The sequence below is a fragment of the Mucilaginibacter rubeus genome, assembly GCF_003286415.2.
GTDB classification, from domain to species: domain Bacteria; phylum Bacteroidota; class Bacteroidia; order Sphingobacteriales; family Sphingobacteriaceae; genus Mucilaginibacter; species Mucilaginibacter rubeus_A.
In genome coordinates, this window is record NZ_CP043450.1 from 1,759,535 (window position 1) to 1,785,000 (window position 25,466).

The 25,466-nt window shown below is 42.8% G+C and carries 20 protein-coding genes; 13 read left to right on the top strand and 7 right to left on the bottom strand.

Going from position 1 to position 25,466, the window contains the following annotated elements; genetic code table 11:
- Positions 1-9: 9 nt before the first annotated feature.
- The 4 genes from DEO27_RS07195 to DEO27_RS07210 all read left to right on the top strand — a co-directional run bounded on the left by DEO27_RS07195 (position 10) and on the right by DEO27_RS07210 (position 8,125).
- A complete protein-coding gene (locus DEO27_RS07195; RefSeq protein ID WP_112571711.1) occupies positions 10-2,304 on the top strand; it encodes a family 20 glycosylhydrolase in 2,295 nt (764 codons plus the stop codon).
- Between the two features lie 9 nt (positions 2,305-2,313).
- Complete coding sequence (locus DEO27_RS07200) at positions 2,314-4,431, top strand: alpha-L-fucosidase (protein WP_112571709.1); 2,118 nt, start codon at positions 2,314-2,316, stop codon at positions 4,429-4,431.
- 69 nt (positions 4,432-4,500) lie between these two features.
- Positions 4,501-6,777 carry a GH92 family glycosyl hydrolase gene (locus tag DEO27_RS07205; RefSeq protein ID WP_112571707.1) on the top strand — a complete coding sequence of 759 codons (2,277 nt, stop codon included), beginning with the start codon at positions 4,501-4,503 and terminating at the stop codon, positions 6,775-6,777.
- A gap of 262 nt (positions 6,778-7,039) precedes the next feature.
- The gene (locus DEO27_RS07210) at positions 7,040-8,125 is read left to right on the top strand and encodes a DNA topoisomerase IB (RefSeq protein ID WP_112571705.1); all 1,086 of its coding nucleotides are present in this window, start codon (positions 7,040-7,042) and stop codon (positions 8,123-8,125) included.
- A 97-nt stretch (positions 8,126-8,222) separates the two neighbouring features.
- Here DEO27_RS07210 and DEO27_RS07215 read toward each other — a convergent pair whose 3' ends face one another.
- Both DEO27_RS07215 and DEO27_RS07220 read right to left on the bottom strand, forming a co-directional pair.
- Entirely contained in the window at positions 8,223-10,088 is a 1,866-nt protein-coding gene (locus DEO27_RS07215; RefSeq protein ID WP_112571702.1) for a M56 family metallopeptidase, read from the bottom strand.
- Positions 10,089-10,099: 11 nt separating this feature from the next.
- Positions 10,100-10,456 carry a BlaI/MecI/CopY family transcriptional regulator gene (locus DEO27_RS07220; RefSeq protein WP_112571700.1) on the bottom strand — a complete coding sequence of 119 codons (357 nt, stop codon included), beginning with the start codon at positions 10,454-10,456 and terminating at the stop codon, positions 10,100-10,102.
- Positions 10,457-11,146: 690 nt separating this feature from the next.
- On the opposite strand from DEO27_RS07220, the gene DEO27_RS07225 reads away from it, so the two are divergent.
- The 5 genes from DEO27_RS07225 (at position 11,147) to DEO27_RS07245 (ending at position 16,678) form a co-directional block, all read left to right on the top strand.
- Positions 11,147-12,730, top strand: coding sequence for a flavin monoamine oxidase family protein (locus DEO27_RS07225; RefSeq protein ID WP_223818184.1), 1,584 nt, complete (start codon positions 11,147-11,149; stop codon positions 12,728-12,730).
- A gap of 34 nt (positions 12,731-12,764) precedes the next feature.
- Positions 12,765-13,931: a pyridoxal phosphate-dependent aminotransferase gene (locus DEO27_RS07230; RefSeq protein WP_190295346.1), complete on the top strand. Its 1,167-nt coding sequence runs from the start codon at positions 12,765-12,767 to the stop codon at positions 13,929-13,931.
- 119 nt (positions 13,932-14,050) lie between these two features.
- Positions 14,051-15,043, top strand: coding sequence for a Hint domain-containing protein (locus tag DEO27_RS07235; RefSeq protein ID WP_146750040.1), 993 nt, complete (start codon positions 14,051-14,053; stop codon positions 15,041-15,043).
- Between the two features lie 164 nt (positions 15,044-15,207).
- Positions 15,208-16,050 carry an SDR family oxidoreductase gene (locus tag DEO27_RS07240; protein WP_112571694.1) on the top strand — a complete coding sequence of 281 codons (843 nt, stop codon included), beginning with the start codon at positions 15,208-15,210 and terminating at the stop codon, positions 16,048-16,050.
- Positions 16,051-16,165: 115 nt separating this feature from the next.
- Positions 16,166-16,678 carry a c-type cytochrome gene (locus DEO27_RS07245; RefSeq protein WP_112571692.1) on the top strand — a complete coding sequence of 171 codons (513 nt, stop codon included), beginning with the start codon at positions 16,166-16,168 and terminating at the stop codon, positions 16,676-16,678.
- Positions 16,679-17,259: 581 nt separating this feature from the next.
- On the opposite strand, the gene DEO27_RS07250 is transcribed toward DEO27_RS07245, so the two are convergent.
- Complete coding sequence (locus DEO27_RS07250) at positions 17,260-17,715, bottom strand: NUDIX domain-containing protein (RefSeq protein ID WP_112571690.1); 456 nt, start codon at positions 17,713-17,715, stop codon at positions 17,260-17,262.
- An 87-nt stretch (positions 17,716-17,802) separates the two neighbouring features.
- Here DEO27_RS07250 and DEO27_RS07255 point away from each other — a divergent pair, with 87 nt between their 5' ends.
- Together DEO27_RS07255 and DEO27_RS07260 are read left to right on the top strand one after the other, a co-directional pair.
- The gene (locus DEO27_RS07255; protein ID WP_112571688.1) at positions 17,803-18,300 is read left to right on the top strand and encodes an SRPBCC domain-containing protein; all 498 of its coding nucleotides are present in this window, start codon (positions 17,803-17,805) and stop codon (positions 18,298-18,300) included.
- 83 nt (positions 18,301-18,383) lie between these two features.
- Entirely contained in the window at positions 18,384-18,968 is a 585-nt protein-coding gene (locus tag DEO27_RS07260; protein ID WP_112571686.1) for a riboflavin synthase, read from the top strand.
- On the opposite strand, the gene DEO27_RS07265 is transcribed toward DEO27_RS07260, so the two are convergent.
- Positions 18,965-20,107 carry a tetratricopeptide repeat protein gene (locus DEO27_RS07265; RefSeq protein WP_112571684.1) on the bottom strand — a complete coding sequence of 381 codons (1,143 nt, stop codon included), beginning with the start codon at positions 20,105-20,107 and terminating at the stop codon, positions 18,965-18,967. The two genes, DEO27_RS07260 and DEO27_RS07265, sit on opposite strands and share 4 nt — an antisense overlap.
- A gap of 112 nt (positions 20,108-20,219) precedes the next feature.
- On the opposite strand from DEO27_RS07265, the gene DEO27_RS07270 reads away from it, so the two are divergent.
- Entirely contained in the window at positions 20,220-20,507 is a 288-nt protein-coding gene (locus tag DEO27_RS07270; RefSeq protein WP_112571682.1) for a hypothetical protein, read from the top strand.
- A 57-nt stretch (positions 20,508-20,564) separates the two neighbouring features.
- Here the strand turns inward: DEO27_RS07270 and DEO27_RS07275 are convergent, their stop codons facing one another.
- Genes DEO27_RS07275 through hscA form a run of 3 tightly spaced genes read right to left on the bottom strand, consistent with a single transcriptional unit; the run spans position 20,565 to position 24,198 of the window.
- Positions 20,565-21,254: a hypothetical protein gene (locus DEO27_RS07275; RefSeq protein WP_112571680.1), complete on the bottom strand. Its 690-nt coding sequence runs from the start codon at positions 21,252-21,254 to the stop codon at positions 20,565-20,567.
- A 57-nt stretch (positions 21,255-21,311) separates the two neighbouring features.
- The gene (locus DEO27_RS07280) at positions 21,312-22,304 is read right to left on the bottom strand and encodes a hypothetical protein (RefSeq protein WP_112571678.1); all 993 of its coding nucleotides are present in this window, start codon (positions 22,302-22,304) and stop codon (positions 21,312-21,314) included.
- A gap of 37 nt (positions 22,305-22,341) precedes the next feature.
- On the bottom strand, positions 22,342-24,198 hold the full coding sequence (hscA, locus tag DEO27_RS07285) for a Fe-S protein assembly chaperone HscA (RefSeq protein ID WP_112571676.1): 1,857 nt from the start codon (positions 24,196-24,198) through the stop codon (positions 22,342-22,344).
- Between the two features lie 151 nt (positions 24,199-24,349).
- On the opposite strand from hscA, the gene DEO27_RS07290 reads away from it, so the two are divergent.
- Positions 24,350-25,300 (top strand): aldo/keto reductase, encoded by a 951-nt coding sequence (locus tag DEO27_RS07290; RefSeq protein WP_112571674.1) that lies wholly within the window; start codon positions 24,350-24,352, stop codon positions 25,298-25,300.
- The last annotated feature ends 166 nt before the right edge of the window (positions 25,301-25,466 follow it).

Below are 25,466 nucleotides of genomic sequence, written 5' to 3' on the forward strand. Positions count from 1 at the left end.
CAGAAGAAAATGAAAGTTATCACAAAATATTTGTCATTAGCGGCTTTAATGCTTGCCTGTACAGGCAGTGTTAGTGCCCAGGAAACAACGGCAAAATTCCCGTTGATACCTTATCCTGCACAACTAACCGCAGGCGAAGGTTCTTTTACCATTACAGCTAAAACCAGCATTGTTACTTCCAACGCTTTTAATACCGAAGCTTATGCGTTAAAAGACCTGTTGCGTAAGGGTTTGGGTAAGCCAATTGAGGTAAGTAAGGTAAAGAAAGCCCATGCTATCAACCTGGTTTACGACGCAAGCATAACTACTCCCGAAGCCTACCGCATGAGTGTAACTAAAGAGCAGGTAGTTATTAGGGCGAAAGACCCGGCCGGCGTATTTCACGCAGTAGAAACCATCCGTCAATTATTGCCTGTTGGTGTTGAAGCGGGTGTGGTACAAAAGCAATTGTCGTTGCCGGTTGTGGCTATTGAAGATGCACCTGTTTACGAATGGCGCGGGATGCACCTGGATGTATCAAGGCACTTTTTCTCGGTAAGCTACCTGAAAAAGTTTATCGACAGGATGGCTTTGTACAAAATGAATAAGCTGCACCTGCATTTAACTGACGATCAGGGCTGGCGTATCGAAATAAAAAAATATCCATTGCTTACCCAAGCCGGTGCTTGGCGCACGTTCAATAACCAGGATTCTGCCTGTATAAAAAAGGCTAAGGATAATCCTGATTTTGTGATCGATAAGGAACATATCATCCAAAAAGATGGTAAAACCTTGTACGGTGGTTTTTACACACAGGATGAAATGAAAGGCGTAGTAGCTTATGCTGCTGCACGCCATATTGATATTGTTCCGGAAATTGATATGCCAGGGCACATGATGGCGGCTATTAACTCATATCCGTTTTTAACCTGCGATGGCGAAAATAAATGGGGCGAACTGTTTACCAAACCAATTTGCCCTTGTAACGAAACCACTTTTGAGTTTGCTGAGAATGTATTTACCGAGATCATGCAGATTTTCCCGTCTAAATATATCCACATCGGCGGTGATGAGGTTGACCGTACCAACTGGGGTAAATCAGAGGCCTGTAAAGCTTTAATGGCTAAAGAGGGTATTAAAGATTTGGCTGGCTTGCATAGCTATTTCATTAACCGCATGGAGAAGTTTTTTAACTCTAAAGGGCGCAAATTAATTGGCTGGGATGAGGTAATTGAAGGTGGTATTAGTCCAACGGCTATTATCATGTATTGGCGTACTTGGGTGCCAGACGCCCCTGTTAAAGCGGTAAAGAACGGCAACACGGTGATCATGACGCCCGGTGAACCACTTTACTTTGACAATCAGCCCGATCAGTATTCTGTTAGCAGGGTTTATCATTTTAACCCGGTACCTAAAGTGCTGAATGCTGAGGAAGCCAAATCAATTATTGGTGCACAGGCAAATCTCTGGTCGGAGATGATCCCGTCAGAAAAGCGTGCCGATTATATGTATATGCCGCGCATGACTGCTTTGTCTGAAATGCTGTGGACACACCAGGAAAGTGAATATGATTCGTATTTGCAGCGTTTGACAGAGCAATACAAGAGGATGGATGCCCTGAAAATTAACTATCGTTTGCCGGACCTGCCAAATCTGCTTAATCAGTATGTTTTCACTAAGGAAGGTAAGCTAAGCATTACATCTCCATTGCCAGGCCTTACTATCCGTTATACTACTGACGGTACTTTGCCCGATACAAAATCGCCGGTATTACCATCGCCTTTAACTATCTCCAAATCAGAATTGGTAAGGGTTGCCGCGTTTACACCAACCGGAACCCGTGGCGACGTATATAACCTGAACTATACCCAGCAGCAAATGCTTGGCCCGGTAAAAATTGCTCCACCAAAACCCGGACTTACCGCTACTTATTACAAAGCGTTCTTCAAAAAAACAGCTTTGATGCAAAATGCAAAAGTTGATAGCACGTTCAGTACCGATAAGATAGAAGTACCTGCTACGGTTAAAGCCCCATCGTTTGGTATTACTTATAAAGGTTACATTGATGTGCCAACCGATGGCATTTACAGTTTCTATTTAACCTGCGATGACGGTGGGGTGCTTTACATTGGCGATAAAACCGTTGTAGATAACGACGGTAACCACTCGGCACAGGAACGCAGCGGACAGGTTGCCCTTAAAATGGGTGCGCATCCATTTAAGCTTGATTTTATTGAAGGTGGCGGCGGCTTTAAGTTGCTGCTAAAATATAGTGTTAATGGCTCGGCCCCACAGGATGTGCCAGCATCATGGTTCAAAAACTAATAACCAATTATGAAGAAGTTTACAGGCATTGCCTTGTTGTTACTTACAGCCGGTTTAAATGGCTTTAGCCAAACGGCCCCGAAACCTTATGGTGTATTGCCTACGCAGGGACAACTCAACTGGCAGGAAACCGGAATGTATTGCATTATCCATTATGGGGTGGATACTTATACCAACAAAGAATGGGGTTTTGGTGATGAGGATCCGAAGATTTTTAACCCGTCGCAGTTTAGTGCTATGCAGATCGTAGCTGCTGCAAAAGCCGGCGGTTTTAAGGGGGTGGTGGTCGTGGCTAAACATCACGATGGTTTTTGTATCTGGCCAACTAAAACTACTGAACATAATATCACCAAAAGCCCCTATAAAAATGGCAAGGGCGATATGCTGAAAGAATATCGCGAAGCGTGCGATAAACTGGGCATGAAGCTTGGGGTATACTGCTCGCCATGGGACAGAAACAATCCATATTATGGTACGCCGGAATATGTAAAGATCTATCGTGAGCAGTTGAAAGAGTTATATACTAACTATGGCCCGTTGTTTATTTCATGGCATGACGGCGCCAATGGTGGTGACGGCTACTATGGAGGCAAGCGTGAAGTACGAAAAATTGACCGCTCAACTTACTACGGCTGGGATACAACCTGGGGCATTACACGCAAACTGCAACCAAACGCGGTGCTGTTTGGTGATGTTGGCCCGGATGTGCGCTGGGTAGGTAATGAGGAAGGCCATGCAGGGGAAACCTGCTGGGCTACCTATACACCTCATGCGCCGGATGAAGGTAAGGTTCCGGCTAATGGTTATGTGAAAGATTATGAAGGAACGGAAGGCACCCGCAACGGTAAGTACTGGATGCCTGCCGAATGTGACGTGTCATTACGTCCCGGATGGTTTTATCACAAAACGCAGGATGAAGGTGTGAAATCACCTTACACCTTGCTTGATCTGTATTACAAAAGCGTAGGCCGTGGCGCGGCGCTTGATCTGGGTTTATCGCCTGATCCGCGTGGTATTATTAACGAGATTGATGTGAAATCGTTAACCGAGTTTGGCAACCTGCTTAAGCAAACATTTGCGGTTAACCTGGCCAAGGGCGCGACACTGACTGCAAGTAATGTGCGTGGAGGTAACAAAGCTAAGTTTGGTCCGCAGTTTTTGTTGGATGATAGCCGTTACAGTTATTGGGCTACGGATGATAAAGTAACCACGCCAACTTTAACCATCGATCTGCATTCTCCAAAAACATTTAATGTGATCCGCTTGCGTGAGAATATCAAGCTTGGTCAGCGTATTGAGGCAGTTGCTGTAGATGCGTATTTGAATGGCAAATGGGAGCAGATAGGAGAGGCTACCAGCATTGGTGGTAACAGGCTGATTCGTTTAACTCAGAACATAACAGCAAGCAAGTTAAGGCTGCGCGTTACCGCATCGCCGGTAGCTATTGCCTTGAGCGATTTCGGAATTTATAAAGAGCCGGTTCACTTGACCGCGCCAAAAATATCGCGTAATAAAAAAGGCGAAATAAGCATCACCACAGAAGCGCCGGTAAGCACCATTCGGTATACGCTTGATGGGCATGAGCCAACGTCAAGTTCGCCGGTTTATAGCAAGCCTTTTACGCTTAATGAAGGTGGTACTGTAAAGGCCCGCAGTTTTGAAGGTAAAGATCAGCAAAGCGAGAGTACTTATGTATCATTCGGCTATGCCAAAGGCGATTGGAAGGTGTTGGATGCCACTGCTGCCGGTGACGAGTGGAGCAAAGCAGAAAACGCTTTTGATGAAAATACACGCAGCCTTTACGCTACCCTGAAAAAAGAAGATGCGCAATTCCCGCAGCAAATCAGCGTTGATCTGGGTAAGGAGCAAAAGATAAAGGCATTTGGCTATTTGCCAAGGCAGGATAAACAGGCGACCGGCATTGTTGACAGTTACGTTTTCTACATCAGCAATGATGGCAAAACCTGGGAAAAGGTGGCTTCGGGCGAATTTTCAAATATCAAATCGAACCCGATTGAGCAGCCTGTAGTATTGAAGCAGGAAGTGACGGCGAGATATTTTAAATTTGAAGCCGCGCATGTAATTGCAGGTAATGGCATGGCCGTAGCCGAATTAAGCGTTTATTAATAATCTATTAAGTATTGGGGTTTACTTTGCAGGCAATATAAACCTCAATACCATCATCTAAAATAAAGAATGAAAAAACAACTCGTTTTTGCCGGCTTGCTGGCCCTGGTTAATTTAAGTTCCCACGCACAAAGGCATCAATCGCAGCCAATGAAAAAGGCCGGCGGTTTAACGCAATATGTCGATCCGTACATCGGTACGGGTTTCCATGGGCACGTTTTTGTGGGCGCAAGCGTTCCCTTTGGTGCAGTGCAGTTAGGCCCAACCAATATTTCTGAGGGCTGGGACTGGTGTTCTGGCTATCATATTTCCGATTCTACTATCATCGGCTTTCAGCATACGCACTTAAGCGGTACGGGCATTGGTGATCTGGGTGATATCTCCTTCATGCCTACAACCGGGCCAATCAATGTGTACAAAGGCAGCAATAAAAATTTAAAAAGCGGTTATGTATCGTTGTTTAGCCATAAGGATGAGGTTGTAAAACCTGGCTACTACAAAGTAAAGCTTAAAAAATATGATATCGGCGTTGAGCTTACCGCCAGTACCCGCGTTGGGATGCACAAATACACCTTCCCGGCATCAAAGGATGCACATATCCTGATCGATCTGCAGGAAGGTATCGGCTGGGACAGGCCAATGGAAACCTTCATTAAACAGGTTGATAAGAATACCATTTGCGGGTATCGTTTTTCAAAAGGCTGGGCAAATGATCAGCGTATTTATTTTACGGCGGTTTTCTCTAAGCCTATCAAAACATTCGCGGTTTATGACAGCACTGCCAACGTAAAAGGTACCGAACTGAAAGGCGTAAAAGTAAAAGGTGTTATCAGCTTTGCTACAACCAAAGGCGAGGTTGTTTATGCTAAAGTAGGTATCTCGCCGGTAAGCGCTGAGAACGCTATGCTGAACATCAAAGCCGAGATACCAGGCTGGGATTTCAATAAAGTTGTTACCGATGCGGATGCTGCCTGGAATAAGCAATTAGAAAAAATTACTATCAAAGCTGATTCATTGTCGCAAATGAAGAAGTTTTATACTGCTTTTTATCATACCATGATTGCGCCGTCTATTTTTAATGATGTAAACGGCGAATACTGGGGAACTGATAAAAAGGTACACAAGAATGAAGGTTTCAATAATGTAACCACGTTTTCGTTATGGGATACTTATCGTTCAAACAACCCGCTGTCAACCATTATTCACCCGGAGCATGTGAATGATATGATTAACTCTATGCTGGCTATTTACCAGCAGCAGGGCAGCTTACCTGTTTGGCATTTGATGGCCAACGAAACCAACTGTATGGTAGGTTACAGCGCTGTACCGGTGGTTGCTGATGCGTTATTGAAAGGTTACAAGGGTTTTGATGCTAACTTAGCTTACGAAGCCATGAAAACCACCGCTATGGGCGATGATCGTGGTATCAAATACGTGAAAAAATATGGCTATATCCCGGCAGATAGCAGTCGCGAATCGGTTTCGATGGGGCTTGAATATGCTATTGACGATTGGAGCCTTGCACAGGTAGCCAAAAAATTAGGCAAAACTGAAGACTATACTTATTTCAGCAAACGTGGCGCCTACTACAAAAACTACTATGATGCCAAAGCTGGTTTCATGCGTGGCCGTTTATCGCAGGATGCATGGCGTACACCTTATAGTCCATTCATTTCTATCCACGAAACCGGCGATTTTACCGAAGGCAACGGCTGGCAGTACACTTTCCTTGTTCCGCAGGATGTGGAAGGTTTGATTGATATGCTGGGCGGCGTTGATAAGTTTAATACTAAGTTGGATTCATTGTTTATCGCTCAGGGCGATATGGGCAAATTTAAATCGCCGGATGTTTCAGGTTTGATTGGTCAGTATGCACACGGTAACGAACCAAGTCACCCAATGAGCTATTATTATGCTTATTCAGGCAAACCATGGAAAACGGCCGAGAAAGTAAGATTTATCCTTGATGACTTTTATACAGATAAACCGGATGGTATTATTGGGAACGAGGATGTCGGCCAGATGTCGGCCTGGTATGTATTATCGGCAGTTGGCTTTTACCCGGTTAACCCGGCCAATGGTTTATATGTGTTTGGTAGTCCGGTAGTAAATGAAGCTACGCTAAAATTGCAGGGAAATAAGAAATTCCATGTAGTAGTAAAAAACAATGGCCCTAAAAATAAATACATCCAGGCCATGACGCTAAATGGCGCTAATTACACTAAAACGTACATCCAACATACTGATGTTATGCAAGGCGGCGAATTGGTAATTACCATGGGGGATAAGCCCGGCACCGTTTGGGGCGTTGGCGAGGCTAATAGAGCAGTTTCGGTGTTGAAGTAGTAAACCACCGATTATCAAAGTCTAACCATGTCATTGCGAGCGCAGCGTGGCAATCGCACGGAAGCATAGCCGCTCTGTACGGTCGCCCTGTATAGCATGCGATTGCTTCGTACCTCTCAATGACACGATTTTATTAAACGGAAAAGGGATGCACTTTGTGCATCCCTTTTCCGTTTGCAGGTTTTGGAAAGATGTTCCGAAATATCTCCATATGATAAATCTCTAATTAAAACTTAATCCCCACTCGGCATGTTATCCCTACATGAACCGTCTCCTTAAAAAGCTCGAAAAAATTGGCCGCGATCCTAAGATCACGGCAAAGGCAGTTGGCCTGCGTTATGTATCTGATTCATCGCCGGGTTATACCCGCAAAAAATCAGGCAAAGGCTGGAGCTATTATGATGCGGATGGTGCTCTTGTAAAAGATAAGGAGCTGATAACAAGGTTCAATAAACTGGTGATTCCCCCGGCTTATACCCATGTCTGGATTTCACCATATGAAAACGGTCACTTGCAATTTACCGGCACTGATGCCGCCGGGCGTAAGCAATATCGTTATCACACGCATTGGAACCAGATCCGTAATCAATCCAAATATCACCGCATGCAAACTTTCGCGGCTCATTTGCCTGCAATCAGGGAGCAGGTAGATAAGGACCTGGCAAGGCATAACCTCGGTCATGAAAAGGTAGTGGCCTTGGTGGTAAGATTAATGGAATTAACCAGCATCAGGGTAGGGAATGAGTCGTACAAAAAGCTTTATGGTTCATTTGGCTTAACTACCTTACAAAACAGGCATGTGAAGGTTGACGGTTCTAACCTGCTGTTTGAGTTTAAAGGCAAGAAAGGTGTATTTCATAAAGTATCATTACAAAGCCGTAAGCTGGCCCGGTTAGTTAAACAATGCCGCGATATCCCCGGAAAAGAGCTTTTTCAATATTATAATGCGGATGGAACGCGGTGTAGTGTTGGCTCCGGCGATATCAATAGTTATCTGCATGAAATAACCGGCGAAGATTTTACGGCAAAAGATTTCCGTACCTGGGCGGGCAGTGTGAGCGCATTATATGCCTTTAAGGAAGCAGGCGAGTTTGATAGCATAACTGAGTGCAAAAAGAAGATAGTAAGTGTGCTGGACGAGGTGGCTATAAACCTTGGGAACACGCGTACTGTTTGTAAAAAGTACTACGTGCACCCATCGGTTATTAAAAGTTATGAGGAGGGAACCATTTTTAAATACATCGGCCAGCTTGATGAACGCGAAGATGTAAAAGCTGCCGAACTTAATATTGCCGAGAAAGCATTACTCAACCTGCTGGAAACGGAAAAACTGGCCGAAGCCAGTTAGCTGGTTGAGTATGTTTACCTGGTTGATTATAGAGCGGTATAAAGAACGAGATTAACTATAAACTGATCTCCGAAAAACCCAGGCTCAAATCAATCATTTACTTTTTGTGGGTAGTGATTATTACGACGCCGTCTTTGGCTTTATCGCCGTACTTTTTGGCGGTATCATCACTTTTAAGTATCGAAATGCTTTCCACTTTATTCGGGTCAAGCTTTTTAAATGCCTCCATGGTGCTGGTTTTGCCGTCTATCAATATTAGTGGATCTTTATCGCCATTGGTTACAATGCTCATCCCGTTTACATTTAGCGCCTTGATGTTTGCTTTTTTGCCATAACCGGTAACAACCACATCTCCGCCACTGGCCACCATAGCAGCATCGCCAGACCTTACACTGTACGATAATGTAGAAGGTTTTGCTTTTACCCCATTTACGGTTACAGTACTAATGCTGCTCGCATTTGCCGAACTGGAGATACCTTTTACTATTACCACATTTTTAAGATTTTTTACATCAACTTTTTTATCATCCGGAACAATGGTTATTGCATTAACATTGTCGTCGGCTATAACTGCATCGCCGCTTACATTGGTAGTAACAATTTTGCTAATCACCCTGGTTTTTGCTACTTCTTTTTCGAGCTCTTCTTTATTGGGCGCGTCCTTGGTGATTACATAGGCCACTTTAACAGGCTTGTCATCCTCAATTTTTGCAAATTTCCGGGCCCTATCACCGGTAAGTATATACACGTTGTCGATTTTTGTTGGGTCGAGGTTTTTGCCGGTCGATACCGCGCCGTTTACCACAAATATCAACGAGTCTTTTCTAACCGCATCTACCATTATTTTTGCCCTTTTGTTGGTGTCGGCTTGCGCCAATGGCGCTACAGCGGTCGACGGACTTAGCGCAACTTTGGGTAGCGCTGCCGGCGTAGGAGCGGCCGCAGCTTTTGGAGTTTTTGTTTTTGACGCAGGTTTGGAAGCTTTGGCGGGTTTAATATCAGTGTTAACAACCTCGTCGGGGTTAATATTAATGATCCTGGCCAGGGGCTGTACCGCATTGGCAAGGGTGATCCTCACAGGTTTGGCAAAATCAGCTTTTGAAATGCTGAATACCAGTAACAAGGCCATAACGGCCGGCACTACAAAAGCGTAGCGGGTGAGGTTAAGTTTCGACGATCTCTTCGCGTTCATCATGATTATCCGTTTTTTTATGGTTGAAATATTGAAATGGTTTACAATGCTGGGTTGGCTGTTATTGAAACTCACATTCACCAAACTGTACTGGTACGCTTTACTGTCGATCCCATTTTTCAGGATCTTGCGGTCGGTAATAAATTCGATGTTTTCGCGTACAGCCCTTTTTATAAGCCAGATGCCCGGGTTAAACCAGTAGAAGATACTGCTAAGCTCTGCCAGCAAAATATCAGCAGTATGCCACTGGTTTACGTGCACCTGCTCATGCAGCAGGATCGATTTCAGGTCGGCGGGTTCATGTTTAGCAGGGTTTACATAAATGCTCCGCCAAAAAGAAAATGGCGCCGCGTCTTTGTCCATCACCCTAACCAAATGTTCGCCTATGTATTGAGGTTTGGAATTTTTATACAATCGTAATAAGGATAGCAGCTGCAGGGCCAGGCGGATGAAGAGCAAGCCTGCGCCCGCCCAGAAAATTACGCTCAACCAATACCAGTAATCAAATGTTTGCACCGGCTGGTTTACCAGTTGGGCCGGCGACTGCCAGTTGATGACTATCTGCTCAATCGGTTTGGCCAATTCTTCGTGCCGCTGCACAAAGGCCGAAAAGTTGATTTGCGGGTAAATACTTGCAAACAGGATGGCCGCAAGCAAATAAATACGGTTAAGCGTATAAAAGGTGAGGGGCCTTAGCACCAGGTAATAGCCCGCACAAAACAATAGCAGGGCTATGTTCACTTTTAATAAAAAAACAAATGTTGCCGGCATGGTTGTAAGGTTTATTGTTTTTCAATGAGTTTAATGATCTCTTTCAGGTCGGTAGCGCTGATCTTTTTTTCGTTGGCGAAAAACGTAACCAGGTCTTTATAAGAGTTTTGGAAGTAATTGCTCACAAAGCCGCTCATAAAGCGTTTTTTATATTCCTCTTCCTGTATTAGGGGCAGGTAACGAAAAGAGTTGCCCATTTTTTCGCTTTTTAAAAATCCTTTGCGTTCCAGGTTTTTTACGGTTGAAGCGAGAGTAGTGTAGGGTGGCTTAGGTTCGGCCAGTTGATCTAAAAAATCCTTGATAAATCCCTGGCCCGATTGCCACACTGCCTGCATTGCTTCTTCCTCTTGTTGCGATAATTTTTCCATTATATTTACGATTGTTTCGTAAATCTACGAACTAATCGTAGTAAAGCAAATTTATTTTTACTTTTTAACAGATTTTAACGTTTGGGTGGAGAGGTTAGGGGATTGAGGAGAGGTGAGGTATCCATTCTCCGCCAATTATTTACTACTCATCTTCAAACCCGCGTTAGGGATAGTAGCGGATACCGGCCAATGAGCGTAAGGCCTGCAGGCGTATGAGCGGATAGCCCGGCCGGAGGCAACGCCCATAATTCTGAACCGGGGATTAAACGGATTTTTATGATTTCAGGATTTTTTATTTAAAATTATTTATTCTCAAATCGAAAGGCAGAGACATTCGTAATCTATATTAAAACTAACGCACATGACAGATCAACTAAGGTCTAATTTCCAACCTCTAATTTTTATGAAGGCGTTGCCTCCGGCCGGGCTATCCGCTCATACTACACAGGCATTATCCGTCAGCTGACGGACGGTATCCGCTACTATCCCTAACGCAAATACCCTTAATTAAATTGATAATTTTAACTAAACACTACCGGCAATCATATCTTAACATTAATTCGGCAACCACTTAAATAACCTGGTTAATTTCATCAAAACCTTAACAAAAGTTGATCTGCGCTTAATATAAAAGCAAACAAAAAACTATATTTAAAGCAGAGTTGATTGTAAAACATAAATACGCGCTTATTGAAAACTATTACCCGCCGGGACTTTTTAGGAAAAGGTGCCATGCTGGCTGGCGGAGCTTACCCGGCCATGCTTGCGCTTGGTTTATTAAAATCCGCGCCTGCCCATGCTTTTAATCTCGAGGGCAGCGGCAAAGGAAAACACATTATCATTTTAGGGGCCGGATTAGCTGGCATGACCTGTGCCTATGAATTAGGCAAGCTGGGCTATCAATGTACCATCCTGGAAGCGCGGCAGCGTACCGGTGGGCGCTGTTTCAGCATTCGTAATGGCAGTACCAATACCGAAATTGATAAGCCTACAGCTACCGCCCGTTTTGATACAGGGCAATACTTTAATGCCGGTCCGTCACGCATACCGCATAATCATGAACTTAGCCTGCACTATTGCAAAGAATTGGGTGTGCCTATCCAGGTTTATAATAACGTGAACGAAGGCGCTTATTACTTTGCTGAGGGCAAGGGGCCTTTATCCAACAAAAAAATTAAGGTAAGGGAGGTACATAACGATATCCGCGGTTACATGACCGAAATGATGGCTAAAAGCATTGATCACGGAGGCCTTGATAGTAGCTTTACCAAAGAAGACGGCGAAAAGATAATCGAATACCTGCAAGCCGAAGGCGGACTGGATATTGATAAGCTATACAAAGCATCTGCACGCCGTGGTTATACGGAATCGCCTGGAGCAGGGGATAAGCCGGGTAAAATTGCCGATCCGCATAAATTGGCTGATCTGCTGCATTCCGGTTTAATGGATCCGGATTTTTATAATGTGGCCGAGTATACCTACGAGCTGCAGATGACCATGTTTCAAGCCATTGGCGGTATGGATCAGATTGCTAAGGCGTTAGAAAAGAAGGTAGTGCCATCTATAAAAATGGGAGCGGAGGTTACAGCTATCAATAACGTGGCGAATGGTGTTAAGATCACTTACAAAGATGCAATGGGTGAACATATATTAAATGGCGACCTGTGTATCTGTACCATTCCGCTGCCGGTTTTGAGTAATATCAGCAATAACTTTAGCGGCGATGTTAGTCGTGCTATTGATTATATCAGCTATAACCAAACCGGGAAAATAGGGTTGCAGTTTAAGCGTCGGTTTTGGGAAGAGGATGAGCATATCTACGGTGGTATAACACACACTAACAATGATTTAACGCAGATATTTTACCCATCCTATGATTATTTAGGAAAAAAAGGTATCTTGATTGGATATTACAACTTTAATGAAAAAGCGCAGAAGATTGGCGCTTTGGGCTATACCGAAAGGGAGAAGTTCGCGCTTGAAAAAGGCAGGCTAATCCACCCGCAATATGATCAGGAGTTTGAAAACTCGTTTTCGGTTAGCTGGCATAAAACCAAATACAATTTAGGCGGATGGGCGGTTTATACTACCGAAACCCGTAAAACACAATACCCGGTACTGTTAAAACCCGATAAGCAGGTTTATTTTGCAGGCGAGCATTTGACATACCTTAATGCCTGGATGGCCGGGGCTTTTGAATCGGCCAGAAGTACGGTTGCCGCTATACACGCCAGAGTTACCGACCAGCGTACCCAGTACCCGGTTCAAAAATAAAACGACGTTACAAAACATTAAATACCACCACACCATGTCAAGCACAATTAACCGCAGAAACTGGATCAAATCCAGCGCATTTATGGCCGGAGGGCTGGCCTTTTTTTCAGGAACAATTGGTAAGCTGGCAGCCATGCCGGCCAGAGTATTTAAACCATTGAGCCGCAGTTTAACCGATCAGGAAGCCGTAACGAATGCCGGCTTTGAATTGAAAGCAAGATTGCTGGCCAACGAAAACCCTTTTGGCCCCTCAGCGGCTGCTAAAAAGGCTATTCAGGATGCTATTGATAAAAGCTATCAATATCCTTTCATGACCCAGGGTACCCTTTATAATAAAATAGCCCAGTATGAGGGGATTAACTATAACAATATCCTGATGGAATCGGGCTCGTCGCCACTGTTGCTGGCCGCTGCCATACATTACAGTAAGGGCGGTAAAAGCATCATTACCGGCGACCCGTCTTATGATGATCTGCCATCACACGCGCAGCAACTGGAAGGCAAGTGGATAAAAGTACCACTTACTGCCGATTATAAGCTTGACCTTGACGCGATGGAAGCCAAGGTTGACAGCAACACCGGTCTGGTATATATCTGCAATCCAAACAATCCAACGGCTACCATATTGGATACAGCCAAATTGAAAGCCTTTTGTGAGCGTGTATCTAAAAAAACGACAGTTTTTGTTGACGAGGCCTATATCGATTACCTGCCCGACCCACAAGCCAGTACCATGATCAGCACTGTGAAAGCCGGAAATAATGTAATTGTTGCTCGTACTTTTTCAAAATTGTATGGCTTTGCCGGTTTACGCTGCGGTTATGTAATTGCCCAGCCTGATACCATTAAAACCCTATCGATGTATACAACGGGTTTTTCGCTGGCGGCCACTACCATCGCAGGCGCAATTGCGGCGTATCGCGAAGAAGATTTTTTAAAGGATGCTCTTCAAAAAACAAATGCTTCCAAGGAATATCTGTATTCGGTACTTAAAAAAGAAGGTTATGAATACATCCCCTCATCGGCAAACTTTGTGATGTTCCCGCTAAAAATGGACGGCAAAAAATTTGTTGGTGAAATGATGAAGCGCGGCGTAGGCGTACGTAACTGGCAATTTAACGGCAAAGACTGGTGCCGCGTAAGCATCGGCCGTATGGACGAAATGGAAGCCTTCGCCGATGCGTTTAAACAATTATCTTAAGTGATTGGAGGTTAGAGATCAGAGGTTAGGTTCCAATTATTTTATACAAATGCTCCTAACTTTTAATCTCTAACCATACTCCTAATCACTAATCTCCAACCTCTAATCTCTAAAACAAAGTGCGTAAACTAACATTAACACTATTACTAAGCTCATCTCTTTATTTTGCTCAGGCGCAAACTGTAAACCCTCGTCCGCTTACTATGGATGAGTATAAAAAGGCGCAAACTTTCACTATAGCTAACCTCGACAATGATACCTACGTTAAGTTCGAAAATACGTACGTGCTTGACCGGTATGAAAGCCGCAAGCCTTATTTCATTACGGGATCGGATGGATTGAAAAAACGTATAGACCTCTATAAGCTAATTGCCAAAGAGGGGATGCAGGAAATTGGCCTGATGGTGTTTTATACCAACGAAAAGGGTAAGCTTTACAAAGCTTTAGTACCGGACTTTACTGCCGATGCCAAAGTTTGGGAGCAGTATTTTCAGGATATTGATAACATTAATAAAGTGGAGCAAAATTTTATCCTGAAACTATCTTACGTGCTGTCAAAGGAAGTAAGCTTCCAGCAGTACAAGGTGCTTAACGGTGGCAAGGACATGAAAGAGGAAGCTGCTACTTATGGCAATGATATTTGTTTTCCGGGTGAAGAGTTGGTTACCATGGCCAATGGCGATAAAAAAATGCTAAAGGCGGTAAAGAGCGGTGATGAAGTGATTTCGGTTGATCCGGCTACTAAAAAGAATATGGTGGTTAAGGTGAAAGAGTTAACCACTCATGAAGCTAAAAACTACGCCATCACCCAACTGGTTTTAGTATCGGCACAAACAAAAAATACAACGGCAGGTACACAGGTGAAACTAAACAGCAAAGTATTACAAGCCACTCCTAATCATCCTATGTTAACCAAACAAGGCAATGTGAAAATAGGCGAGGTGGCAACCGGGCAGGAAGTACTTTGCCTGAATGAGCAAACCGGCAAATACGAGGCTTTTACTGTATTACAAAAAACTGAGCATGCAGGCGGTGTACAAAAAGTATATAACATTGTTGCCGATGGCGGCAGCACCCTGCTTATGAATGGTGTAATGGTGATGCAAAAGTAGGCCGCCTGCATTACACACCAGCTATGATAAAACTTACGAAGTTTCAAAAACTTCGTAAGTTTCGGAAGGATAGAGGACAACTGAGTAAAAACTCCATTATCCGGGCATTTCAATAACAGAAAAAGCTGTCTTGTCAATCAGCATCAACCGATCTTGAAAGGCTTATGCCAATAAAAACAACAGTAATTACCGGGGCTACTTCCGGCATCGGAAAGGCAACCGCCATGGCGCTTGCCGCGCAGGATCATGAGGTTTACCTGCTGGTTCGTAATATTATTAAAGGCGAGGCTGTTAAACAGGAAATTATTGCGAAAACGGGTAACAAGCACGTCTCCGTGATTAAATGTGATCTGGCTGACCTGCAGAGTGTTCGTGAAGCCGCGATTGAGCTTTCTCAGAAGCTGACAACTATTAATATCCTTATCAATAATGCCGGAGCTGGTTTTAGCGAAAGACGGGTTAGCAAAGACGGCTTTGAAATGACTTTCACAACCAATCATCTCGGCCATTTTTTGCTAACTACAAGTCTGATGCCACTGCTTGAGCGGGGGCAAGCTCGTATTATCAATGTAAGTTCTGAAGGGCACAAAATAGGCAAGCCCAATTTTGACGATCTTCAATCGGCACAAAATTATTCCTCTTTTAAAGCTTACGGCATGGCTAAGCTGTTTAATATTTATTTTACCCAATCGCTTGCGCAAAAATTTGCTGATAAGGGCGTTCTGGCATTTTCCCTCCATCCGGGTGTTGTGAACAGTAGTTTTATTGAAGGACTCAAAGGTTTTGATAAAGTATTGATGAAGATGGCCCGGCCGTTTATGATCACTTCTCAACAAGGGGCCGAAACTTCAATATACCTTGCAACGGAACCCGGGTTGGATAAATTTAATGGTCGTTATTTTAAAAAGAAGAAGCTTGCTAAAACATCGCCCATAGCGCAGGATTGGGCTGCACAGGAAAAACTGTGGCAGATAAGCGAAAAACTTATCAGTAAATCAGTTGCTTAGGCTTTAGCCGCCATTCAGGAATTATGAATTTACCGTGAATAATTCAATCATTTGCCTGAAAATGTTGCAACATTAAAATCAATAAGTTAATTTAGATGACTTAAACATGACAATTATGCCTGTGAACAAAAAACTATTAGTTACGCTCGGCCTGTTATCCATAATAGTATTTGGTGCTATGACCACTACTAAACCACAGGACGAAGGTTTTAAAAATCTTAAAGTATTGCCGAAAAACATTTCTGGCGAGAACCTGCACAAGGTTATGGAAGATTGGTCGCATTCATTAGGGGTACATTGCAACTTTTGCCACGCCCGTAATGAAGAAACTAAAAAGATGGATTGGACAAGCGATGCAAAACCTGAAAAGGAAATGGCCCGCGACATGTTTAAAATGATGAACAAAATTAACCAGAAGTATTTTCATGCTAAAAAAGATTCGTTAGGCATGATCATGCAGAGCGGTGTTAATTGCAATACCTGCCACCGTGGTACAGCTCATCCGGAAGTGATGGTACCAGACGGAAAAGGTCCGGGTGGCCCGGGAATGGGTCCTGGTCCAGGTGGTCAACCAGGTCCGCCGCCGGGAGGTCCTGCTCCAGGTGCACCAGCACCAACCAAGCCATAATTGATAAGCTTATATTTATAGTATAAAATGCCTTTGGTAAAACCAGGGGTATTTTTGTTTTATAGCTGCTTATTATCGTTCATATTCCGAGTTATTTGTAAAGTTTACGTAATGAGTTATCTTTTGACCATTTATTGGATATTCTTTTTGGGAATAATTTTAAGCTGTGTTCATGAAAAATTCATGCTTTGTAACTATTTTTATACACAACAATAATTAGTTGACTTGGTATAAAAATGTTTGTCGAATTGCATCGGCTTGGCAGCATTGTTTTTTAAGTTGATTGGTTAATTGTTACAACCTTTAATAATTATCATAATTAACACATGACTGCTGAGTTTCATATAAAACCCCAGGCTACAGCTAATACGTCAACAAGTTCAACTGAATTAACTTGTCGTAAATGCAAGTCCCCGCTAAGCCGTATTAAGAGGAGTGCCTTTGCTAAATTTTTTCTGTTTGGTTTACCTTTCAAAAAATACATGTGTTATAAATGCTCCAGGAAAACCTACAGGTGGGCTGCTAAATAAGAGTTAAGAGTTTATTATTGGTTACAATTCGATGATAGCTGGGGCTGTTAATTAAATAGTCGCTTCTAATTCATTTATAAATGCTGCCTGGGCAGGGTTGATCTTTATTTTTGCAGTTGGGATATTGAACCACTCTGCACGATCAATTTCATCGAAAGCTTGTTTCCTGCCCGAGCGGGGAGGCCATTCTATTTCAAACGTATTGCTCTTAATCTTTTCTGGATCGATATTTCCTTCAATAGCCCAGGCTTGTACTGTTTTGCCACCTTTTTGTTTAATAGGGCTTAACGCGATAAAATCGCCTGATATTTCCTGACCGGTTTCTTCCTGAAACTCGCGCTTTGCTGCTGCGAGCGGATCTTCATCGGGCAGATATTCCCCTTTGGGTATCGACCATGAACCGACATCCTTGTTTTTAAAGAATGGTCCGCCCGGATGTACAAGAAATACTTGTAGTCCTTGTGCGGTTTTGCGGTACAATAAAATTCCGGCGCTTTGTTTGGGCATGTTTAAGATTTAAAGGCAAGTTAATGAAAGCCTTAATTTAAATTGTTATTTTTGATATAAACACCCCGAACCTATATACAATTTATCATGGCAGACGACAGATGGAGCAAATTTAAAGTAACTGCTGATGTGGACACAGATGTACGCAGTATGTATGAAGCCTGGGCCACTCCTGAAGGCCTTGAAACCTGGTTTTTACGTAAGGCCGATTTTTTTGCGATAGCCGGTCGTCAGCGCGAACCGCAGGAGTTTATTAAAAAAGAGGATACTTATACCTGGTATTGGCATGGTTATGATGATACCACTGTTGAAAATGGCCAGATATTGGAAGCTAACGGAGCCGATTTTGTCAAGTTTACCTTTACCGGGGGAACAGTTGTGAGTGTTTCCATAACCTGCAAATTAGGTGTTGTTATTGTTGAGTTGGTACAAGAAAATATTCCTGAAGAAACCGACCCCGAGAAAAACCTTTATGTGCAATGCCAGCTTGGCTGGACATTTTATCTCGCCAACTTGAAATCGGTATTGGAAGGCGGTAAAGACCTCCGTAATAAGCGGAAGGACCTGTTCTCAAGTTTCAAATAATTTCATTTGCTGCTGACAAACCATACTGCAAAATAGTTTAGCTTTGATGCCAATCAAAATAGCCCTTTTGGGCCGGGAGGCATATGTTTACAGGAATTATAGAAACTTTAGGTAAGATCACTGATCTGCAACAGGAAAAAGGTAATCTCAATATTACTGTCGAGTCGGCAATATCACATGAGCTTAAGATTGATCAATCTGTTGCCCACAATGGTGTTTGCCTTACTGTGGTAGCATTAGCAGATGGTTTACACGTAGTGACTGCTATTGAAGAAACTTTAAACAAGACCAATCTTTCCCAGCTTAAAGTCGGTGACCCTGTAAACCTGGAGCGCTGCATGCAAATGAATGCTCGCCTTGATGGCCATATAGTTCAAGGCCATGTTGATCAGGTAGCTGTTTGCACCGCCTTTAAAGAACTTGACGGCAGCTGGGAATACACTTTTGAATATGACGCCTCCAGCGGCAATGTTACGGTAGAGAAAGGCTCTATTTGTGTTAATGGTATAAGCTTAACCGTGGTTAATTCACATGCCAATAGTTTTTCTGTAGCTATTATCCCTTATACATTTGAGCATACCAACCTGCACAATGTGAAGGTTGGCAGCCAGGTTAACCTTGAGTTTGATATCATAGGCAAATACGTTGCCCGCTTAATGCAACGTTAAATCCCTAATGATTTAATGCGCTCTCTGGAATAAGCTATATAGGTTTTCTGAGAATCTTTCGGTTTGCTTGCCAGGTACTTTTTGTAATATTTAATAGCCGTTGCTCTGTTTTTTAGTTCGGTATCATACAGGGTAGCGAGAGCGTAATAAGTAATCGGGTCTGGTTTATAAAGCAAACTTTTCTGGTATGCCTCAACGGCATTTTTCAATTGGTGCAGGCGGTCGTACGAATCGCCTTTTTCGCTGTAATAGGAGCCTATGCCCGTAGATGTGGCTTCTTCAATGGCCTTGTCTAAATATATGATCGCTTTTGTGTTGTTATGCAAAGCCTTATAGCTCATGGCCGTGTAGTAAAAGGAAGCCTCGGTGCCGGTTTGGTTGTCTTCCAGTATTTTAAACGTTTTAATGCAATCGGGATAGTTGGCGGTCATGTAATAGGAGGTGCCCCGCATGGATACAATGCTGCCGGCCAATTCTCCGGCATCTATTAGTTTCTTAGTAATTTCAATAGTTACCGGGTATTTTTTTAACGCGTAGGAAGCCTGTGCTTTACCTTTCAGTAGCAACAAATTGGCTGTATCTGCCACTAAGGCTTTATCAATTATAATTTCGGCATTGACATATAGTTTAAGGTTGATGTAAAAGGATGACAGGTCATAAGCAACATCAGGATTAAGCGGGTTGATCTTGTTTGCTTTTTGCAGATAAATGAGGCTCCCTTCTACATCGCCTAAATTTTGCGATAGGTCAGCCAGTTGTTTGTAAACATCAAAGTTGGTTGTATCCTTCAGCAGGATTTTCTTTACATATATTATGGCCTTTTTATTATTGCCGCGCCTTTTAATGATCTCGCTCATGTTATAAAGGTTGGGCAGACTGGCAGTATCAGCATCATAAATGCGCTGGTAGTAGTTTTCGGCATCGGGTAGGCGAGAGGCCATTTTTGAAGTATAGGCAAGTTTAGCTAATACTTTAAGGTCGGTTACAGGCTCGGGGTATGTTTTTTTGAGATAGTCGGCGGCATCGGCGAAGCGCTGGTTTTGATAATAATCGAGCAGGAGCGAATCATTGGCCGTTTGCTGGGCACGTATTTGCAATATTGATAAGGTAAGGAATAGGGTTATAAGCAGGTTTTTCATAACTAAGCATTTAGTTTAACTAAATTATTAGTTATAGATTGCAATTCCAAATCTGAAACAATTTTTTAATAGGGTGGTTGATTTATAAAGTAATAATTAAAAACCACACATTATGGATAAGTTAAAGAAGTTTGGACTGATGGAAAAAATTGTCCATGAACTGGAAGACTTGAAAAATAGCCAGCAGGCTATCATCACTAAGTTAGCTAAGATAGAAGTTGATAATATTGACCTGGGTGATAAACGCCTTGAAAAAGATCTGCCTGATATGCACCAGCGGGTATCTGATAATCTGGATACTATAGCGGCCATCCTCGAAGATTTTGCCAATCAAACCGCAAACTACAGCGACAGCAATAATATAGCCGCCCTGAAAGAACAGGAAGCTTTAGGAAAATAAAAAGAAAATCCCCGGGCAACCGGGGATTTTCTTTTTATGCTTGTAGCTTGCTTTTTTTTATTTATGATTCCGGTTATACCTCTTTATTGCCTGGAGATAATTTTTCCATTGGATGCTTTCAATAGCATCAGGATCGTCGCCAACCATCCCTCTTAAATTTTCTTGGTTATATTCAATAATTGGCCCATTGTTAAGCTGAATAGCAACTATTGATTTGGGATTGAATATTTTTCCTTCCGGCTCACTTAAAAGCGAGTACGCGCTGATAGGGCCACTTATGAACTTGAACATCCAGCAGCTATCTTTAGCAATGCCTTTATAATAATTAGGTACAGCAGCAACCTGAGATGATTTCTTAGTTGATGGAGGTGTAATATCACGCGCTATTTCGATGGTTTGTTTCGGATAAATTGTTTGCTCCCGGTTTGTATCCGCTTTTGATAATGATTGATCGATATACACGAGATAACTTTTGTGGGCATAGTCATCTACATAAATTCTGGATTTAACTTCTTTCTTTGTTCCGTTAAGCAAGGTTACCAGAAAAGTATACTCTGGATTGTTAGTGCCTTTATCATCCTTGTTCCAATACGTCCACATAGAAAAGGCTGTTTGCTGGCCCGTCTGCAAATCCATGTTTTGCCTGTTAAGTGTACTGTTAACGGCGGGTGCCCCGCTTTGAGCAAAAGCGAAATTTGCCGATAAAATGAAGAAAAAGAAAGAGGCGCTTTTAAATACAAGTTTCATAAATAAAGCTTAGTCTGGCTAAATCTATGAAACTTATTTTATCTCAATGTTAAATGCCTACTGGTATTGGATGTAAATAGGAGCGGGCTTCAGGCTCAATATTTCTTTAGGGGTTAGCATTCTGTGAGGCTCGTTCTTTAAGTCGTTTTTATAAAAAAGCTTAAAGCCGGTAAACTGAACAGGCTCTTCAGAAATGAAATATTTGTAAGTTCCCTTTTTTAGTTCAGGGCCACCCCAACCATCCATATCCATAACCACCTGCACTTCAGGTCTTAGTTTAATATCCTTGTAATTGGTCACCATCCGTTTGGTAAAGCGGTGAACCACAAATATTTTGGGTGGCAGGTCGTTCTTTTTTACCAGTTTGGCTAAATAGCCGGTCACATAGTTAATATCATCGGCATCAAATGTACCTATGCGCTTGCCGGGTACACTGCCTTCTTTCATAGAAAATTCCGGGTCGATACCTAAATGAACATTAGGCATCTTCATGTATTTCTCCAGCAAAGGCAATTCGGTTTGTACTGTGCTGAAGCCAACCTGTATATCTAAAAATACAAGGGCGTTAATACTTTTTGCCCAGCTAATCACAGTATCTATCTGGCTAAAGGGCATCCGTAGGTTATGCAGGCCATTACGACCGGCATCGGCCTGGGCTGTTACACATATATAGTGCAAGGCAGGCACCACGTTGGTTGAAGTGTCGGCTTTCTCCCAGTTTTTTACCTCTTCTTTTAATTTATTGAGCATGGTTTTACGTGGGTATTGGCCCAGCACGCCCATGTTTTTTGAATAAAGGTTGCCGTAGAAAGCTATAATGCGGTTAAACGGTAAAATGGCACCTTGCAAAGGGTATTCTTTAGTTTTTACCGGCCAGCGTCCGCTTTTATCGCCATTGGCCAGTTTTTTCATCAACGAATCGTACTTTAAAGTATCCAGCATTGACGCTTTATCAGAAGTATCCCGGAAATGTTTACGGGTTGTGGCACAGGCCGTATTGGTTACGGCAATAAAAATAAACAGGGCTAAAGCAGATATTGTCCTTTTCAAATTTTAAGATTTTTGGGTTGATCAGCAATATTTGTGCCTATTCAATACTTTTGCCTCTCATAGCCGTGCTTATAGCCTGATCCATCAATCGTTCAGCAAACGGACGGGTGAATTCGTTAACCTCGTCGATGGTCTTTAAAATCAGGTCTTTATCGCCGCTGGTTAAGGCTTCTTTGAGTTTCTCAACTAATTTTGTTGTATCTGCAATTTCAGTGATGGAAACATAGTCGGCATTTTTCTGCAGGAAGCGTTCAACGGTATAAACCATTTGTTCGCCTTCGGTACGTGCCTCAATCAGCATACGCTGGCTTACATCATCTTTAGCGTGGGTAATGCTGTCCATTAACATTTGCTCTACCTGTTCATCAGTAATACCGTAAGTTGGTTTTACTTCAACTTCTTGTTTTACGCCCGAGCGAAGTTCAATAGCCTGAATGGTAAGGATCCCATCTGCATTCAATAAAAAGTTAATATCAACTTTAGGGAAACCTGCAGGCATCGAAGGAATGCCTTTTAAATCAAATTCGGCCAATTTACGGTTTTCTTTGATCAGATCACGCTCGCCCTGGTAAACAGCAATTTTCATGTTCACCTGTCCGTCAATAGAAGTGGTGTATTGCCTGCCACCTTTGGTTGGTACTTTAGAGTTTCGGGGGATGATCACATCCATCAGGCCTCCCATAGTTTCAATACCCAAAGAAAGAGGGGTAACGTCAAGCAGTAAAATATCCTTACGGTTTCCGGCCAAAATATCGGCCTGAATAGCAGCTCCCAAAGCAACGACCTCGTCGGGGTTTACATCGTCATGCACCGGGCGACCGAAAAACTCGGCAACCATCCGTTTAACCAATGCTGTACGGGTTGAACCACCAACCATAACTACCTCATCAATCTGATCGATAGTTAGTTTAGCATCACTAAGCGCGTTTTGGCAACTGGTTATAGTTTGTTGTACTTTGGGTAATATCAGTTGCTCAAAAGTAGTACGGTCAAGCGTACACCAGATATCGCCAATTTTATCGTTGACCATGCTTTGGTGAGCAAAAGCTTTTTTCGCCTCTTCTGCTTTTAAACGGAGTTGCTGTGCCAGTTCGGTATTGGCAAGCACTTCGGCTTTGTTAAGCTGATTTTTTTCAATCCAGTAGTCAACAATAATGCGGTCAAAATCGTCGCCACCTAAAAAGGTATCGCCATTGGTTGAAAGCACTTCAAAAATGCCGTTCTGTATTTGCAATATTGATACGTCAAACGTACCGCCACCAAGGTCATAAACGGCAATGGTTTTTGTTTCTTCGGGATTTAAGCCTATGCCATAAGCCAAGCTTGCGGCTGTAGGCTCATTTACTATACGTAAAACATCAAGGCCGGCAAGCTTACCAGCATCGCGGGTAGCTTGGCGCTGCGAATCGTTAAAATAAGCAGGTACAGTAATTACCGCACGGTTAACAGGGGTTTTAAGGGCATGCTCGGCACGGGCCTTAAGCTCTTTTAATATCTGGGCCGATAGTTCTATAGGCGTATAAAATTTATCGCCAACTTTGATCTTTACCAGGCTTTCAGAATCGTCATCAATTACTTTATAGCTAAAAAAGTCTTTGTAGTTTTCAATATCGTGGTAGCTGCGACCCAATAAGCGTTTAACCGAAAATATGGTATTCTGCGGATCTGTTATTAAAAACTCTTTTGCTTCGTTTCCTACCAATACATCGCCGGTATTGCCAAAATGCACTACAGAAGGTACCAGAACGCCTTTACCAGCATCATTAATTACCTGCGGATTTTTATCCGGGTTGATGAATGCTACCAGCGAGTTGGTGGTACCCAGATCGATTCCTACAATGATCTCTTCTTTTTGCAATGAGCCTGTTGCCAGGTTGATAGAAACTTTAGCCATTATATTAAATTAACAAGGGGCAAATGTACTTAGTTTTAGGCGATGCATTGTCGTTTTTAATTCAGTTTTATTACAAATAAGCATACTCTTATTTCATTTTGCTGACAAACAAATGCTACTTAATTCATCTTTTTATAAAAAATAACATAATATGGAAAAGCGTGAATTAGGCAAATCCGAACTATATACCGCGCCATTGGTTTTTGGCGGTAACGTTTTTGGCTGGACTGTAAAAGGTAATGATACAGCCATTTTATTAGATGCGTTTTTAGATGCCGGTTTTAATACTATTGATACTGCCGATGTATACTCCCGATGGGTAGAAGGCAATAAAGGCGGAGAATCAGAAACTGAAATTGGCAACTGGTTAAAGCAAAGCGGAAAACGCGATCAAGTGATCATTGCCACAAAGGTAGGTTCGGAAATGGATTCGGAAAGAAAGGGTTTGAAAAAGGACTACATCATCAAAGCCGCCGAAGATTCATTGAAAAGGCTGCAAACAGATTATATCGACTTATATCAAACTCATTATGATGACCCATCTACCCCTGTAGAGGAAACGCTGCGCGCTTATGACCAGTTGGTACAGGATGGTAAGGTTCGAGCTATCGGTACCTCAAATATGTCGGTAGAGCGCCTGCATGAATCATTAAAGGTGAGCGTTGAGAAAGGATTAATTTCATACCAAACGATACAACCCGAATATAACCTGTTTGACAGGGAAAAGTACGAAACCACTTACGAGCCTTTTCTTAAGGATCAAAATATTGGCGTTATTAGCTACTTTTCGTTGGCAAGCGGTTTTTTAAGCGGTAAATACCGCTCGGAGAAAGATTTGCAGGGAAGTAGCCGCGCCGGTATGGTAAAAAAATATTTAAACGAGCGTGGCTTCAGGATTTTGAAAGCGCTTGACGAGGCTGCAGCGCAGTATAATACCAGCCAATCGGCAATTGCTTTGGCCTGGTTAATAGCAAGGCCAAGTGTAACAGCACCTATTGTAAGCGCTACCAATCTTGATCAGCTTAATGAGTTTGCCAAAGCTGCCAGTTTGAAGCTGAGCGGTGAAACTATAGAAGCATTGACTGTCGCCAGCGCTTACTAAAGAATTTTCTGTGGAAATCAGCAGCACACCCCTCGCTTGATGGGTGTGTTGTTTGTTTTTGGCCACCCTGTTTTTCGTTAAAATAATGGTTTGGCATTGCTTAATAATTACAAGGTTTTTTTTAATTAATTATTAGACAATAATGCCCTATTTTTTGCTTTTTTAC

What these genes read in the sequence shown, in the direction of transcription:
- DEO27_RS07195 (WP_112571711.1), top strand. Translation starts at nt 10, where the DNA reads ATGAAAGTTATCACAAAATATTTGTCATTAGCGGCTTTAATGCTTGCC.
- DEO27_RS07200 (WP_112571709.1), top strand. Translation starts at nt 2,314, where the DNA reads ATGAAGAAGTTTACAGGCATTGCCTTGTTGTTACTTACAGCCGGTTTA.
- DEO27_RS07205 (WP_112571707.1), top strand. Translation starts at nt 4,501, where the DNA reads ATGAAAAAACAACTCGTTTTTGCCGGCTTGCTGGCCCTGGTTAATTTA.
- DEO27_RS07210 (WP_112571705.1), top strand. Translation starts at nt 7,040, where the DNA reads ATGAACCGTCTCCTTAAAAAGCTCGAAAAAATTGGCCGCGATCCTAAG.
- DEO27_RS07215 (WP_112571702.1), bottom strand. Translation starts at nt 10,088, where the DNA reads ATGCCGGCAACATTTGTTTTTTTATTAAAAGTGAACATAGCCCTGCTA.
- DEO27_RS07220 (WP_112571700.1), bottom strand. Translation starts at nt 10,456, where the DNA reads ATGGAAAAATTATCGCAACAAGAGGAAGAAGCAATGCAGGCAGTGTGG.
- DEO27_RS07230 (WP_190295346.1), top strand. Translation starts at nt 12,765, where the DNA reads ATGTCAAGCACAATTAACCGCAGAAACTGGATCAAATCCAGCGCATTT.
- DEO27_RS07240 (WP_112571694.1), top strand. Translation starts at nt 15,208, where the DNA reads ATGCCAATAAAAACAACAGTAATTACCGGGGCTACTTCCGGCATCGGA.
- DEO27_RS07245 (WP_112571692.1), top strand. Translation starts at nt 16,166, where the DNA reads ATGCCTGTGAACAAAAAACTATTAGTTACGCTCGGCCTGTTATCCATA.
- DEO27_RS07250 (WP_112571690.1), bottom strand. Translation starts at nt 17,715, where the DNA reads ATGCCCAAACAAAGCGCCGGAATTTTATTGTACCGCAAAACCGCACAA.
- DEO27_RS07255 (WP_112571688.1), top strand. Translation starts at nt 17,803, where the DNA reads ATGGCAGACGACAGATGGAGCAAATTTAAAGTAACTGCTGATGTGGAC.
- DEO27_RS07260 (WP_112571686.1), top strand. Translation starts at nt 18,384, where the DNA reads ATGTTTACAGGAATTATAGAAACTTTAGGTAAGATCACTGATCTGCAA.
- DEO27_RS07265 (WP_112571684.1), bottom strand. Translation starts at nt 20,107, where the DNA reads ATGAAAAACCTGCTTATAACCCTATTCCTTACCTTATCAATATTGCAA.
- DEO27_RS07270 (WP_112571682.1), top strand. Translation starts at nt 20,220, where the DNA reads ATGGATAAGTTAAAGAAGTTTGGACTGATGGAAAAAATTGTCCATGAA.
- DEO27_RS07275 (WP_112571680.1), bottom strand. Translation starts at nt 21,254, where the DNA reads ATGAAACTTGTATTTAAAAGCGCCTCTTTCTTTTTCTTCATTTTATCG.
- hscA (WP_112571676.1), bottom strand. Translation starts at nt 24,198, where the DNA reads ATGGCTAAAGTTTCTATCAACCTGGCAACAGGCTCATTGCAAAAAGAA.
- DEO27_RS07290 (WP_112571674.1), top strand. Translation starts at nt 24,350, where the DNA reads ATGGAAAAGCGTGAATTAGGCAAATCCGAACTATATACCGCGCCATTG.